This is a genomic window from Streptomyces sp. NPDC014882, assembly GCF_043081325.1.
In the GTDB taxonomy this organism is placed as follows: domain Bacteria; phylum Actinomycetota; class Actinomycetes; order Streptomycetales; family Streptomycetaceae; genus Streptomyces.
Genome location: NZ_JBIBWL010000013.1, coordinates 264,733 through 279,157 on the forward strand (window position 1 = coordinate 264,733; position 14,425 = coordinate 279,157).

Genomic DNA, 14,425 nt, shown 5'->3' on the forward strand with positions numbered 1-14,425 from the left:
ACGGTATGAGGACAGACGGACAGGGAAGCAGCCACTGGTTCGACGACGAGGCCGGACCGGTCGTCCGTCCGTACGCCATGACACGCGGCCGGACCACCAGCGCGGTCCAGCACCGTCTCGACCTGATCGCGGTCGTCGTGGCCGAACCGCACGCCGACGACCCGGACGCGGACCTCGCGCTGTCCCCGGAACACGTCGACATCGTGGACCTGTGCCGGGACGCCCCCCAGTCGGTCGCCGAACTCGCCGCCGGACTCGACCTGCCCATCGGGGTGGTACGCGTCCTCGTCGGGGATCTCGTGGACGCGGAATTCGTCCATGTGAACCGGCCCGTACCCCCGGCCGAACTGCCGGACGAGAGTATCCTGCGCGACGTGATCAACGGCCTCCGAGCGCTGTGAGCAGTACGGAAGCGAGGTGAGGACGTGGCAGGCTGGCAGTTCTGGGTGGACCGGGGCGGCACCTTCACGGACGTCGTCGCGCGCCGCCCGGACGGCCGGCTGCTCACCCACAAGCTGCTGTCCGACAACCCGGCGCGGTACGCCGACGCGGCCGTCGCCGGCGTCCGCGCCCTGCTCGGCGACGCGCGCGAGCCCGTCGAGGCGGTGCGCATGGGCACCACCGTCGCCACCAACGCCCTCCTGGAACGCGCGGGAGAACGCACCCTCCTCGTCGTCACCCGCGGCTTCCGCGACGCCCTGCGCATCGCCTACCAGAACCGCCCCCACATCTTCGCCCGCCGCATCGACCTGCCGGAACTCCTCTACGAACGGGTCGTCGAGGTCGACGAGCGCATCGCGGCCGACGGCACCGTCCTGCGCGCCCCCGATCTGGACGCCCTCACCGCACCGCTGAGGCAGGCCTACGACCACGGCGTGCGTGCCGTCGCCGTGGTCTGCATGCACAGCCACCGCCACCCCGCCCACGAGCAGGCCGTGGGACGACTCGCCGCCCGCATCGGATTCCCGCAGATCTCGCTGTCCAGCGAGGTCAGCCCTCTCATGAAGCTCGTCCCGCGCGGGGACACGGCCGTGGTGGACGCCTACCTCTCGCCGGTGCTGCGCCGCTACGTCCGGCACGTCGCCGACGAACTGCGCGATGTGCGTCTGATGTTCATGCAGTCCAACGGAGGCCTGGCCGAGGCGAGTCAGTTCCGCGGCAAGGACGCCGTCCTGTCCGGCCCCGCGGGGGGCATCGTGGGCATGGCCCGCATGTCCCAGCTCGCCGGATTCGACCGCGTCATCGGCTTCGACATGGGCGGCACCTCCACCGACGTCTCCCATTTCGCGGGCGCGTACGAACGCGTCTTCACCACGCGGCTCGCGGGCGTCCGCCTGCGCGCGCCCATGCTGGACATCCACACCGTCGCCGCCGGCGGCGGCTCCGTCCTCCACTTCGACGGTTCCCGCTACCGGGTGGGGCCCGAATCGGCCGGCGCGAACCCCGGACCCGCCTCCTACCGCGGCGGCGGCCCCCTCACCGTCACCGACGCCAACGTGATGCTCGGCCGTATCCACCCCGCCCACTTCCCGCACGTGTTCGGCCCCGAGGGCGACCAGCCCCTCGACGACGTACTCGTCCGCGACCGCTTCACCGCACTCGCGCGCGAGATCCGCGAGACGGCCGGCGACGACCGCACACCCGAACAGGTCGCCGAGGGGTTCCTCCAGATCGCCGTCGCCAACATCGCCAACGCGGTGAAGCGGATCTCCGTCCAGAAGGGCCACGACGTCACCCGTTACGCCCTCACCACCTTCGGCGGTGCGGGCGGCCAGCACGCCTGCGCGGTGGCCGACTCCCTCGGCATCCGCACCGTGCTCGTGCCGCCCATGGCCGGTGTCCTGTCCGCGCTCGGCATCGGCCTCGCCGACACCACGGCGATGCGCGAACGATCCGTGGAGGCGCCGCTGGAGGCCGCCTCCCTGCCCCGGATCCTCAGGGCGGCCGACGACCTGGAGGCGGCGGCCCGCGCCGAACTCCGAGCCGAGGACGTCCCCGACGACCGCGTCCGGGTCACCCGCCGTGCCCAGCTGCGCTACGACGGCACCGACACCACCCTCACCGTCGACCTGACCGAGCCCGCCGCCATGCGGGCCGCCTTCGAAGAACGTCATCGCGCCACGTACTCCTTCGTGCTCGACCGCCCGGTCGTCGTGGAAGCACTCTCCGTGGAATGCACCGGCATCACCGAACCCCCCGATCTCTCCGCCCTCGCCCCGTACGAAGGCCGCACCGCACCACCGCGCACCGTCCGCCTCCACACCGGCGGCGCCTGGCGCGACGTCCCTCTCCACCGCCGCGAGGACCTGCCTCCCGGGCGGACCGTCACCGGACCGGCGATCATCACCGAGAACAGCGCGACGACCGTCGTGGACGACGGCTGGCGGGCCGCGACCACACACGACGGGCATCTGCTCCTGGAACGGGCGACGGTCACGCAGAGTTCCGATCTGGACACGGAAGCGGACCCCGTCCTCCTCGAGGTGTTCAACAACCTGTTCATGTCCATCGCCGAACAGATGGGCGCCCGCCTGGAGTCGACGGCCCAGTCCGTCAACATCAAGGAACGCCTCGACTTCTCCTGCGCGCTCTTCGACCCCGACGGAAACCTGGTGGCCAACGCCCCCCACATCCCCGTCCACCTGGGATCGATGGGAACCAGCGTCAAGGAGGTCATCAGCCGCCGCGGCCCCGCCATGCGCCCCGGCGACACCTACGCCGTCAACGACCCCTACCACGGCGGCACCCATCTGCCCGACGTCACCGTGATCACCCCGGTCTTCGACACGAGGGGCGACCACGCCACCGGGAGCGACCCGCGGGTCCTCTTCCACGTCGCCTCCCGCGGCCACCACGCCGAGATGGGCGGCATCGCCCCGGGCTCCATGCCGGCCGACAGCCGCACCATCGACGAAGAGGGCGTCCTCCTCGACAACTGGCTGCTCGCGGAGAACGGCCGCCTCCGCGAGAGGGAGACCCTCCGCCTGCTCACGGAGGCCCGCCACCCCTCCCGCAATCCCGCGACCAACCTCGCAGACCTGCGCGCGCAGATCGCCGCCAACCAGAAAGGCGTCGACGAAGTCACCCGCATGATCGAGGACTTCGGGCTCGACGTCGTCCAGGCGTACATGCGGCACGTCCAGGACAACGCCGAGGAGGCCGTGCGCCGCGTCATCGACGCCCTCGACGACGGTGAGTACGCCTACGAGACCGACGCCGGCGCCGTCATCCGGGTACGCGTGCGCGTGGACCACCGGAACCGCTCGGCGACCATCGACTTCACGGGCACGTCGGCGCAACAGGCGACCAACTTCAACGCCCCCTATGCCGTCGTCAACGCGGCCGTCCTGTACGTCTTCCGCACCCTGGTCGCGGACGACATCCCCCTCAACGACGGCTGTCTGCGCCCCCTCAGGATCATCGTGCCGCGCGGCTCCCTGCTGGCGCCCGAACCTCCCGCCGCCGTCGTCGCGGGCAACGTCGAGACCTCCCAGGCGATCACCGGCGCCCTCTACGCCGCCCTCGGCGTCCAGGCCGAAGGCTCCGGCACCATGAACAACGTCACCTTCGGCAACGCCCGCCACCAGTACTACGAGACCGTCGCCTCCGGATCCGGCGCGGGCGACGGTTTCCCCGGCGCGAGCGTCGTCCAGACCCACATGACCAACTCCCGCCTGACCGACCCCGAAATCCTGGAGTGGCGGCTCCCCGTGCGGATCGACGAGTTCGCCGTCCGGCAGGGGAGCGGCGGTGCGGGAGAATGGCGCGGCGGGGACGGCGCCGTACGCCGCATCCGGTTCCTGGAACCGATGACCGTCTCCACCCTCTCCCAGCACCGCAGGGTCCCTCCCTACGGCATGGCGGGCGGCGCCCCCGGAGCACTGGGCGTCAACCGTGTGGAGCGCGCGGACGGCACCGTCGCCGAACTCGGCGGCAGCGACTCCGTGGACGTCGGCCCCGGCGACGTGCTCGTCATCGAGACCCCCGGCGGCGGAGGCTACGGTCCGCCGCCCACCACCCCCATCGAGCAGGAGAAGTAACCGATGATCTTCGGGCGTTCTGAGCGCGGCAAGCCCCCGGTGGAGCCCGTCACGCTCAAGATCCTGGTGGCGGGCGGCTTCGGCGTGGGCAAGACCACCCTCGTCGGCGCCGTCAGCGAGATCAGGCCGCTGCGCACCGAGGAGTTCCTCACGGAGGCGGGCCGGCCGGTCGACGACACCACCGGCGTCGAACGCAAGCACACCACCACGGTCGCCATGGACTTCGGGCGCATCACCCTGCGCGAGGACCTGGTGCTGTACCTGTTCGGCACGCCCGGCCAGGAACGGTTCTGGTTCATGTGGGACGAGCTCTCCGAGGGCGCGCTCGGCGCCGTCGTGCTGGCCGACACCCGCCGCCTGGAGGACTGCTTCGCCGCCGTCGACTACTTCGAGCGCCGCTCCATCCCCTTCCTCGTCGGCGTCAACTGCTTCGAGGGCGCGGCCCGGTACCCCGTGGAGGACGTACGCCGCGCCCTCGACCTCGACGACGCCGTACCCGTGCTGTTGTGCGACGCCCGCGACCGCGGCTCGGTGAAGGACGTGCTGGTCGGCGTCGTCCAGCACGCCATGGACTACGACGCCGACCGCCGCCGGACCGTCACCACCTGAGGCGTGCGCACGGCCCGTACCCCGCCGGCCGGCGTACGGGCCGCGCCGCCGGACGGCGCACACGCGCGTGGCGGGCTCGTCCCGGCACGGAGCAGGGTGGTCCGGCTCCCCGGGCGGACCGTGTGCGGCCGCCTTCCCGCGCGGGACCGGGACCTGATAGACGCAGGGGCATGACACGACTCTCCAGCGCCGTACGCGGTGCCGTCACCACGCTCGCCACCCTGCTGGCACTGACCACCGCGTCCGCCCCGACCCGCGCGGACACCGACCCCGAAGCCCCGGCGGACTTCGTCGCCCTGCGGACCGTGGACCGGACGATCCTCCAGGACATGCGCTACGTCACCCCGCACAACTTCGTCGGCGAACGCATCGACGGCTACCGCCGGCCGCTGTGCATCCTCACCCGGCCGGCCGCCCAGGCCCTGCACAGGGCCCAGACGAAGCTCCTGCGCCAGGGCTACACGCTCAAGGTCTACGACTGCTACCGCCCCCAGCGCGCCGTGAACCACTTCGTCCGCTGGGCCCAGGACCTCGACGACCAGGCCATGAAGGGGGAGTTCTACCCGAACGTCGACAAGGCCCGCCTCTTCGAGGACGGTTACATCGCCGAGAAATCCGGCCACAGCCGCGGCTCGACCCTCGACGTCACACTCGTCAGGCTCCCGGCCCGACCGACCAGGCCGTACGTGCCCGGTGCACCCCTCGTGCCCTGCTTCGCCCCACAGCGCGACCGCTTCCCGGACAACTCCGTCGACATGGGCACCGGTTTCGACTGCTTCGACACCCTCAGCCACACCCTCGACCCGCGCGTCCAGGGCGAACAGCGAGCCAACCGACTGCTCCTGAAGAGCACCCTCGAGGAGCAGGGCTTCGTCAACCTCGCCGAGGAGTGGTGGCACTACACCTTCAAGCCCGAACCCCATCCGGACACCTACTTCGACTTCCCCGTCTCCGCCAGGTCCCTCACCTGGACCCCCTGAGCCACCCGCGCACGACGCCCACCGATGATCGGATACAGTCCGCGCGTGTCCGAAACTCAGCACTCCACTTCCAACTCCGTGCCCGACTCGCACTGTTCGGGCTGCGGAGCGCCTTATGGAGAGGGCGTCACCGGCTGGCCCCGCACCTGCCCGTCCTGCGCCGCCGTCGCCTACCGCAACCCCCTGCCGGTGGCGATCGCCCTCCAGCCCGTGTACGACACGAAGGGCACCGCCCTCGTCGTCATCACCCGGACCATCGCCCCCGCGCGCGGGGGCATCGCCCTGCCCGGCGGCTACGTTGACCACCAGGAGGACTGGAAACAGGCCGTCGTCCGGGAACTCGACGAGGAGACCGGCATCGACGCCGCGAGCCGCGACGTACGCCTCGCCGACGCGATGAGCTCGACCGACGGCCACCTCCTGCTGTTCGGGCTCCTGCCGGAACGCCCCGCGGACCGGCTGCCGACGTCCGCCGCCACCGACGAGACGGAGGGCTGGCACCTCCTGCGCAGGCCGGAGGAACTGGCCTTCCCGCTGCACACGGCCGCCGTGCGGGCGTTCTTCGAGGGCTGCTACATCTGAGCCGACCGGTCGAGCCCGCGTACGCGCACGGGGTGGGACGGCTCACGCACACCGTCCTCACCCTCCCGCTCCACGACGACCTCCCGGCCGACGCCCCGGCGGGCGACGTACCGCTCGATCTCGGGCTCGTTCCATCCGTCGCCCGCGTCCCGCACCACCAGCCCGCCCCCCGTCCCGCCAAGGGCCGGCGCCCACACCTCCAGTTCCAGCCCGCCGTCCTCCCCGCGCACGGGCATGACCGCACCCGCGCGCGCGAACACCGGTATACGCCCCAGGGGCGCGTCGACGAGAACCTGCCCCGGCCCCGTGTACCGCTCTCCCGTCGCCGTGTCGTACCAAAGACCCCGCGGCAACCGCACGGCCCGCCGGTCCGCGCCCGGGTCCAGCACCGGCGCCACGAGCAGGCAGTCACCGAGCAGGAAGGCGTCCTCGCAGTCGCGCAACGCCCGGTCCTCCGGGGCACCCCACCACAGCGGCCGCACAGGAGGAGCCCCCGTCCGCCGGGCCAGATGCGCCAGCGTCACGAAGTACGGCAGCAGCCGCCGGCGCTCGACGAGCGCCGCGCGCGCGTGCTCCAGCACCTCCGGGCCGAACTCCCACGGCTCCGCGCGCCCCGCCCGGAGAGCAGCACGCGTACGGAACAGCGGCAGGTAGGAACCCAGCTGCAACCACCGCAGATACAACTCCGGGGACGAGCCGCCGTCGGACCCGCCGACGTCCGGCCCCGAGTACGGCACCCCGCACAACCCGAGCCCCAGCACCAGCGACAGCGACGCCCGCAGCCCCGGCCAGCCCCCGGCGACGTCCCCGGACCAGGTACCGCCGTAGCGCTGGAGCCCCGCCCAGCCGGAACGCGAGAACACGAACGGGCGCTCCTCGGGAAGCAGCTCCCGCAGTCCCTCGTAGGCCGCCTGCGCCATGCACAACCCGTACACGTTGTGCGCTTCGCGATGATCCCCGCCCCGGCCCTCCAGGGCGTGCCGTGCCGACCTGGGGAGCGTCGGCTCCCCGAAGGCGGTGAACGACGTGGGCTCGTCCATGTCGTGCGAGAAACCCGAGAACCCCTGCGCGACCCCCTCCGCGTACAGCCCACCCCACCAGCGCCGCACACGCGCGTGCGTGAAGTCCGGGTACACCGCACCGCCGGTCCGCGCCACGCCCTCGACGATCCGCCCCGAGGCGTCCCGCACGAACGCGTCCTCGGCGGCCCCGCCGTCGTGGACCGCGTCGCCCGGCACGGTCCGCACGGCGGGCTCCACGACCGACACCAGGCGGACCCCGCCCTGCCGCAGCTCCTCGGCGAGCACCGCCGGCTTCGGGAAACGCTCCTGGTCGACGGCGAACACCTGACCGTCGTCCGAGGGGCCGACGCCGAGGTGGACCACGTCGAGCGGCAGGCCGCGCTCCTGGTGACCGGCCACGACACGCCGCACCTCCTGCTCGTCGCCGAAGCTCCGCGCGTGATGGTGCCCGAGCGCCCAGGCGGGCGGCACCGCCGGCGCGCCGGTGAGCGAGGCCCAGACGAGCAGCACGCGCGCGGGGGTTCCCACCACCACCCAGCAGCGCAACGGGCCGCCGTCCATCCGCAGCTCGGACACCCCGGGCCGGTCGTGCCCGGAGCCGGCCCCCTCCTCGCCCTCCCGCAACCTCACCGAGCCGTCCCAGGACGTGTCGTGGAACGCCAGGTGCGTGGCCGCGTCGGACACCACCAGCTGCACCGGCATCGTCAGGTACAGCGGATCGTCACCGCGGTCGAACGCGCGCCCCGGATCGGTGTTCCACAGCCGGTAGGTCCCCGTACGCAGACGAGGCCCGGACGCCCGGGCGCCCAGCCCGAAGAAGCGGGCGTCCGCCGACACCTCCGACCGCTGCAGCCAGCGCCCCGGCACCCCGTCAGCCGGTTCCCACCACCGCGGCGGCAGATCCCGCCGCAGCGCCACGCCACCCGGGGTCCGCACCTCGACGGCCCCGTGCCGCGAGACCATGACGGTCACCCGCTCCGCCACCACCCGCCAGCCGCCGTCCTTGTCCGGCTCCAGCACCGCCCGCGGATCGGCCTCGGGACGACGTCCGGCCAGCGCGTACGACGGCTCCGGCTCCGCCCCGTCCCAGCCCCAGAAGACGGCACCGTTCACCGCCACCCGGATCTCCAGCTCGGAGCGGCTGAACCGGATCGTGCCGCCACCGGGCCCCGGCTCCACGTCCCGCACCACCCCCGGGACCCGCGCCCGTTCGACGCCCCGCGCGGGCAGCGCCACGGCGTCGGCACGCCGCCGACGCCACGCCGCCCGCACGGTGCGCATCCCCCCTGCGGCCCCCGCGGAACCGACCATCTTCATCGAACGCACCAGGTCACGACCGTCCATGTCGCTCACCCTGTCACTGACGGCACCACGCGCGCGTGTCGTTCAACTGCCGTTCACCTGTGCCGGACCCACATCTTGATGACACGGACTGTGTGGGACACGCCCTGGTGTGGAAGTCGATCACATGGCATCGTCCGTGTCAGCCGCGTCACGCGCACACCCCAGCACGTGCGCGAGCGACGCACACGACGCGCACAGCCCGGGAGCCGCCCCATGTCGACCGTGAACCCCGAGCCGCTCTGGCGGCCCGATCCGCAGCGCACCGCCGAGGCCCAGGTCACCAGATTCCAGACCTGGGCGGCCGAACACCACGGAGCCCCGTCCGACGGCGGCTACCCGGCCCTGCACCGCTGGTCCGTCGACGAACTGGAAACGTTCTGGAAAGCCGTCACGGAGTGGTTCGACGTACGCTTCTCGACCCCCTTCACGCGCGTCCTGGGCGACCGCGCCATGCCCGGCGCCGAATGGTTCCCCGGCGCCACCCTGAACTACGCCGAGCACGCGCTGCGCGCCGCCGCCGGCCGCCCGGACGAACCAGCCCTCCTGCACGTCGACGAGACCCACGAACCCCGGCCGGTGACCTGGTCGGAACTGAGCCGCCAGGTCGGCTCCCTCGCCGCGGAACTGCGTCGCCTCGGCGTCCGCCCCGGAGACCGGGTCAGCGCCTACCTCCCCAACATCCCCCAGGCCGTCGTCGCCCTCCTCGCCACGGCCGCCGTGGGCGGCGTCTGGACCTCCTGCGCCCCCGACTTCGGTGCCCGCAGCGTCCTCGACCGCTTCCAGCAGGTCGAACCGGTCGTCCTCTTCACCGTCGACGGTTACCGCTACGGCGGCAAGGAACACGACCGCCGCGACGTCGCCGCCGAGCTCCGCCGCGAACTGCCCACCCTGCGCGCCGTCGTCCACGTCCCCCTCCTCGGCACCGAGACCCCCGAGGGGGCCCTGGACTGGTCGGCCCTGACCGCCGCCGACCAGGAACCCACCTTCGAACAGGTGCCGTTCGACCACCCCCTGTGGGTGCTCTACTCCTCCGGCACGACCGGTCTGCCCAAGGCCATCGTCCAGTCCCAGGGCGGCATCCTCGTCGAACACCTCAAGCAACTCGGCCTGCACTGCGACCTGGGCCCCGAGGACCGCTTCTTCTGGTACACCTCGACCGGCTGGATGATGTGGAACTTCCTCGTCTCCGGCCTCCTCACCGGAACGACGGTCGTCCTCTACGACGGCAGCCCAGGCCACCCCGACACCGGAGCCCAGTGGCGCATCGCCGAACGCACCGGCGCCACCCTCTACGGCACGTCGGCGGCCTACGTGATGGCCTGCCGCAAGGCCGACGTGCACCCGGCCCGCGACTTCGACCTCTCCAAGCTCCGCTGCGTCGCCACCACCGGCTCGCCGCTGCCGCCCGACGGCTTCCGCTGGCTGCACGAGGAGGTCCGCGACGACCTGTGGATCGCCTCCGTCAGCGGCGGCACGGACGTCTGCTCCTGCTTCGCGGGAGCCGTCCCCACCCTGCCCGTGTACACCGGCGAACTGCAGGCACCCTGCCTCGGCACCGACCTCCAGGCCTGGGACCCGAGCGGCCGGCCCGTCGTCGACGAGGTCGGCGAACTCGTCGTCACCAACCCCATGCCGTCGATGCCGGTGTACTTCTGGAACGACCCCGACGGCAGCCGCTACCACGACAGCTACTTCGGCACCTACCCCGGCGCATGGCGCCACGGCGACTGGATCACCCTCAGCTCGCGGGGCACCGTCGTCATCCACGGGCGATCCGACTCCACCCTCAACCGCCAGGGCGTCCGCATGGGCTCGGCCGACATCTACGAAGCCGTGGAGCGGCTGCCCGAGATCAAGGAATCCCTCGTCATCGGCATCGAACAGCCCGACGGCGGCTACTGGATGCCCCTCTTCGTCCACCTGGCACCGGGAGCCGTACTCGACCAGGCGCTCCTCGACCGCATCAAGCGGACCATCCGCGAGGAACTCTCACCGCGCCACGTCCCCGACGAGGTCATCGAGGTCCCCGGAGTGCCGCACACCCTCACCGGGAAGCGCATCGAGGTCCCCGTCAAGCGCCTCCTCCAGGGAACCCCACTGGACAAAGCGGTCAACCCGGGCTCCATCGACAACCTCGACCTCCTGCACTTCTACGAGAACCTCGCCCGCAAGCGAGCCTGACCGCACCGAAGCCGCAGCTCAGGGCGCGTTGTCAGTGCCGGCGATTACTGTGAGTGAGCATTGATCGACTGCGCACACACAGGGGGAGCCATGGCGGCACACACCGACCACTGGACCATGCGACGCGTCCTGCGCCGCGAGATCGCCGGCACCATCGGCCTGCTCACCGACGAACACGACTTCCGGGCCATGCGGCGCTATCGCACCTTCACCTTCGACGACCACACCACCTATCTCCGACAGGTCGAGGACCTCCTCAAAACGCGCGCCCTCCAGGGCACCCACACCACCATCGCCCTCTTCGACCCCCAGGAGTACGCCGACTTCTGCGCGGCGCGGGGCCTCGACCCCGACAACCCCGCCCACCGCACACGCTTCACGGCCGAACTCGCCACCACCGGTCCCACCCTCCCGTACGAGGGCCAGCCGCTGGCCGACCTGGTACCCGCCCTGGTCGACGAAGCCGTCCGGCAAGCGACCTGGGAATACGCGGCCACCCTCCTGGCCCGTCTGGGAGCATGCGCGACCTGCGGCGAGGACATCGGCCGCGCGGCCTTCAACCAGGCCTCCGACCTGCTCGTACGCATCCTCGACACGGCACCGCCCGGCGACCGCCATCTCGTGTGCAGCGTCACCGGCACACCCGAGACCCTGGTCGCCGTCCTCCACGCGGACGAGGCAGCCGACGGCACCACCCCGCTCGACGAGGCCGAGGCCCTCGAATTCACGACCGTCCTCGCCCTCGGCGTCGCCACCCGGAGTCCCGGCGGACTGGTCATGCGCACCAGCTCCGCCGGCAATCCCGACCGCGTCTACGGCTGGCGGCTGCGCGGAGAGGGACTGCAACCGCTGACCGCCGGTGAGGTCTTCGACGCCTACTGCACCGACGTCGAATCCGGCGACCTCATCGCACCCGAGTCCGACGTCGACTACTGCGCACCGCCGGACCTCGACCAGGACGGACAACGCGGACCCGCCCCGGGCCACCACCACTGACACGCGGAAGGGGCGCTCCGCGACACGAGCGGAGCACCCCTCCTCACCAGCCGGACACGGCTTTGCCGGCTACTCGCCGGACAGCACCGCCCGCGCGGCCACGCGCGCGTCCTCGGCGCTGTCGGTCGCGCGGGCGGCGGCCGCCGCCCGCTCACACTGCGCGAGCGTGTACTTCGCGAGCGTCGCCCGCACGTACGGGATCGACGCCGATCCCATCGACAGGGAGGTGACACCCAGACCCGTCAGCACGCATGCGAGCAGCGGGTCGGCCGCGGCCTCACCACAGACCCCGCAGCTCCTGCCCTCGGCCCGGGCCGCCTCGGCGGACAGCGCGACCAGGTCGAGCAGCGCGGGCTGCCACGGATCCTGGAGCCGAGACACCGCACCCACCTGACGGTCCGCGGCAAAGGTGTACTGCGCGAGGTCGTTCGTCCCCAGCGACAGGAACTCGACCTCCCGCAGGATCGAGCGCGCCCGCAGGGCGGCCGAGGGGATCTCCACCATCGCGCCGAACTTCGCCCGGAGCCCGGCCGCACGGCATGCGTCGGCGAACGCCTTCGCATCGGCACGGTCCGCGACCATCGGGGCCATCACCTCGAGGTGGACCGGCAGGCCTTCGGCGGCCTTCGCGAGCGCCGACAGCTGCGTATGCAGCACCTCGGGGTGGTCGAGGAGCGTCCGCAGACCCCGCACGCCCAGCGCCGGATTCGGCTCGTCCGCCGGGGTCAGGAAGTCCAGGGGCTTGTCGGCGCCGGCATCGAGCACCCGCACCACGACGCGCCCCTCGGGAAACGCCTCCAGCACCTGTCGGTACGCCGTGACCTGCTTCTCCTCCGACGGAGCCTTCTTGCCGTCATCGAGGAAGAGGAACTCGGTGCGGAACAGGCCGATGCCCTCAGCACCGGCCTCGACGGCGGCCGGCACGTCGGCCGGACCACCGACGTTCGCCAGCAGCGGCACCTTGTGTCCGTCCGCGGTGGCGCCCGGTCCCGTCGAGGCGGACAGCGCGGCCCTCCGCTCCGCCGCCGACGCTTCGAGCTGCGCCTTCTTGTCCTCGGTCGGATCCACGAATATCTCGCCGGTGCTGCCGTCGACGGCGATGACCGTTCCCTCGGCAAGCTCACCGGCGCCCGGCAGCGCCACGACGGCCGGCACACCCAGTGCCCGCGCGAGAATCGCGCTGTGGCTGGTGGGCCCGCCTTCCTCGGTCACGAACCCGAGCACCAGCGTCGGATCCAGCAGCGCGGTGTCGGCAGGCGCGAGATCCCGCGCCACCAGCACGTACGGCTCGTCGCTGTCCGGGACACCCGGCATCGGGACCCCCAGCAGACGGGCGACGATACGGTTCCGCACGTCGTCGAGGTCGGCCACGCGACCGGCGAGGTACTCCCCGGCGTTCGCCAACAGCTCGCGGTACGCGGCGAACGCGTCGTACACGGCACGCTCAGCCGTGCTGCCGACGGCGATACGCCGTTCCACGTCCGCCATCAGTTCCGGGTCCTGGGCCATCATGGCCTGGGCTTCGAGCACCGCTTGGGCCTCGCCCCCGGCCAGATTGCCGCGTGCCATCAGATCGGCGGCCACAGCGTCCACGGCCTGGCGGGCGCGCCCCTGTTCACGCTCCGCCTCCTCGGCCGGGATCTGCTTGGCGGGCGGTTCGAGGACCGCCGTTCCCATGTGCCGAACCTCGCCGATCGCCACACCGTGGCTCACGCCGACGCCTCGCAGCGTTGTCTCCATCTCACCCGTCTCCGGTAGTGCGGCGGGTCCTGCCGCCGCGGTGGTTGTCCCTGTGCCGTCACCCATGCGACGGCCGGCCTCGGCTCAGCGCCAGGAAAAGAGAACGTCGCCAGTCTTCACGTCGCTGTCCTCACGGAGATCACCGAGGGCGTCGGCCGTGGCTTCCAGGGCCACCACCGGGCACACCGGGGACTTGCCGGCTTCTTCGACCGCGACGGGATCCCACCGCACGATGCCCTGCCCGCGGGTCACCGTGTCGCCCTTGTTCACGAGCAGCTCGAAGCCCTCGCCGTTCAGCTGCACGGTGTCGATACCGAGATGAGTGAGCACGCCGTGTCCCTCGGCGTCGACCACCACGAAGGCGTGCGGGTGGAGGGAGACGATGACTCCGTCCACGGGTGAGACGGCCTCGGAGGGCTCACGGACCGGGTCGATGGCCGTACCGGGGCCGACCATGGCCCCGGAGAAGACCGGATCGGGCACTGCCGCCAGTCCGATGGTGCGTCCTGCCAACGGGGACGTCACGGTGGTCATGGGAAACCTCCCAGGGGTGGAGATGTATAGGGGCCGTCACTGCCAGTCCCGGACGGCGCACTGTGCAGCAGGGTATGTCATATGAAGTACCGGTTCCGCACGAGTGATCACGATCCATGGTCTAGACCACTACCCTAATCGATTTGCAAGCGCTCTGCGGCCCCGTGTACAGTCGTACTCCTGCTTAAGGGTGAGCGACGCCGACGAGTGCGCTTAACCGAGCAGCATCCAACTTGTCAGACCCTAACTTTTGATCATCTTTCGCGTGCCTGCGAGACGGTGGTCAAGGGGGCGGAAATTCACTGATAGAGTCGGAACCGCCGGAAAGGAAACCGCGAAGAAAAGCGCGGGATTCTGGAAAGCGCCGAGGAGATCGGGCCGGGAAACGGTCTGATAG

Annotated in this window: 9 protein-coding genes and 1 pseudogene; 7 read left to right on the forward strand and 3 right to left on the reverse strand. The window is 71.5% G+C overall.

Annotation, left to right across the window (positions count from 1 at the left end; translation table 11 throughout):
* The first annotated feature begins 5 nt into the window (after positions 1-5).
* From ACF09K_RS27110 to ACF09K_RS27130, 5 genes and pseudogenes are all read left to right on the forward strand, one after another.
* On the forward strand, positions 6-401 hold the full coding sequence (locus ACF09K_RS27110) for a DUF742 domain-containing protein (RefSeq protein WP_392247532.1): 396 nt from the start codon (positions 6-8) through the stop codon (positions 399-401).
* A 24-nt stretch (positions 402-425) separates the two neighbouring features.
* Positions 426-4,063 (forward strand): annotated as a pseudogene (locus ACF09K_RS27115) (hydantoinase B/oxoprolinase family protein).
* Complete coding sequence (locus ACF09K_RS27120; protein WP_392247534.1) at positions 4,044-4,649, forward strand: ATP/GTP-binding protein; 606 nt, start codon at positions 4,044-4,046, stop codon at positions 4,647-4,649. Before ACF09K_RS27115 ends, ACF09K_RS27120 begins: the two are co-directional and overlap by 20 nt.
* Positions 4,650-4,819: 170 nt before the next feature.
* Positions 4,820-5,629 carry a M15 family metallopeptidase gene (locus tag ACF09K_RS27125; protein ID WP_392247536.1) on the forward strand — a complete coding sequence of 270 codons (810 nt, stop codon included), beginning with the start codon at positions 4,820-4,822 and terminating at the stop codon, positions 5,627-5,629.
* A gap of 45 nt (positions 5,630-5,674) precedes the next feature.
* Complete coding sequence (locus ACF09K_RS27130) at positions 5,675-6,211, forward strand: NUDIX domain-containing protein (protein ID WP_392247537.1); 537 nt, start codon at positions 5,675-5,677, stop codon at positions 6,209-6,211.
* Here ACF09K_RS27130 and ACF09K_RS27135 read toward each other — a convergent pair.
* The gene (locus ACF09K_RS27135; RefSeq protein WP_392247539.1) at positions 6,202-8,577 is read right to left on the reverse strand and encodes a glycoside hydrolase family 31 protein; all 2,376 of its coding nucleotides are present in this window, start codon (positions 8,575-8,577) and stop codon (positions 6,202-6,204) included. The genes ACF09K_RS27130 and ACF09K_RS27135 overlap by 10 nt on opposite strands.
* 213 nt (positions 8,578-8,790) lie before the next feature.
* Between ACF09K_RS27135 and ACF09K_RS27140 the strand changes: the two genes are divergently transcribed.
* Positions 8,791-10,758 (forward strand): acetoacetate--CoA ligase, encoded by a 1,968-nt coding sequence (locus ACF09K_RS27140; protein WP_392247541.1) that lies wholly within the window; start codon positions 8,791-8,793, stop codon positions 10,756-10,758.
* Between the two features lie 90 nt (positions 10,759-10,848).
* Positions 10,849-11,754 carry a hypothetical protein gene (locus ACF09K_RS27145; protein ID WP_392247542.1) on the forward strand — a complete coding sequence of 302 codons (906 nt, stop codon included), beginning with the start codon at positions 10,849-10,851 and terminating at the stop codon, positions 11,752-11,754.
* A gap of 69 nt (positions 11,755-11,823) precedes the next feature.
* Here the strand turns inward: ACF09K_RS27145 and ptsP are convergent, their stop codons facing one another.
* Positions 11,824-13,494: a phosphoenolpyruvate--protein phosphotransferase gene (gene ptsP / locus ACF09K_RS27150; protein ID WP_392247544.1), complete on the reverse strand. Its 1,671-nt coding sequence runs from the start codon at positions 13,492-13,494 to the stop codon at positions 11,824-11,826.
* A gap of 84 nt (positions 13,495-13,578) precedes the next feature.
* Entirely contained in the window at positions 13,579-14,028 is a 450-nt protein-coding gene (locus ACF09K_RS27155) for a PTS glucose transporter subunit IIA (RefSeq protein WP_392247545.1), read from the reverse strand.
* Positions 14,029-14,425: the final 397 nt, after the last annotated feature.

Excerpts from the sequence above, each read along its gene's own strand:
- ACF09K_RS27110 (WP_392247532.1), top strand. The coding sequence starts at position 6 with ATGAGGACAGACGGACAGGGAAGCAGCCACTGGTTCGACGACGAGGCC.
- ACF09K_RS27155 (WP_392247545.1), bottom strand. The coding sequence starts at position 14,028 with ATGACCACCGTGACGTCCCCGTTGGCAGGACGCACCATCGGACTGGCG.
- ptsP (WP_392247544.1), bottom strand. The coding sequence starts at position 13,494 with ATGGAGACAACGCTGCGAGGCGTCGGCGTGAGCCACGGTGTGGCGATC.
- ACF09K_RS27125 (WP_392247536.1), top strand. The coding sequence starts at position 4,820 with ATGACACGACTCTCCAGCGCCGTACGCGGTGCCGTCACCACGCTCGCC.
- ACF09K_RS27140 (WP_392247541.1), top strand. The coding sequence starts at position 8,791 with ATGTCGACCGTGAACCCCGAGCCGCTCTGGCGGCCCGATCCGCAGCGC.
- ACF09K_RS27120 (WP_392247534.1), top strand. The coding sequence starts at position 4,044 with ATGATCTTCGGGCGTTCTGAGCGCGGCAAGCCCCCGGTGGAGCCCGTC.
- ACF09K_RS27145 (WP_392247542.1), top strand. The coding sequence starts at position 10,849 with ATGGCGGCACACACCGACCACTGGACCATGCGACGCGTCCTGCGCCGC.
- ACF09K_RS27135 (WP_392247539.1), bottom strand. The coding sequence starts at position 8,577 with ATGGACGGTCGTGACCTGGTGCGTTCGATGAAGATGGTCGGTTCCGCG.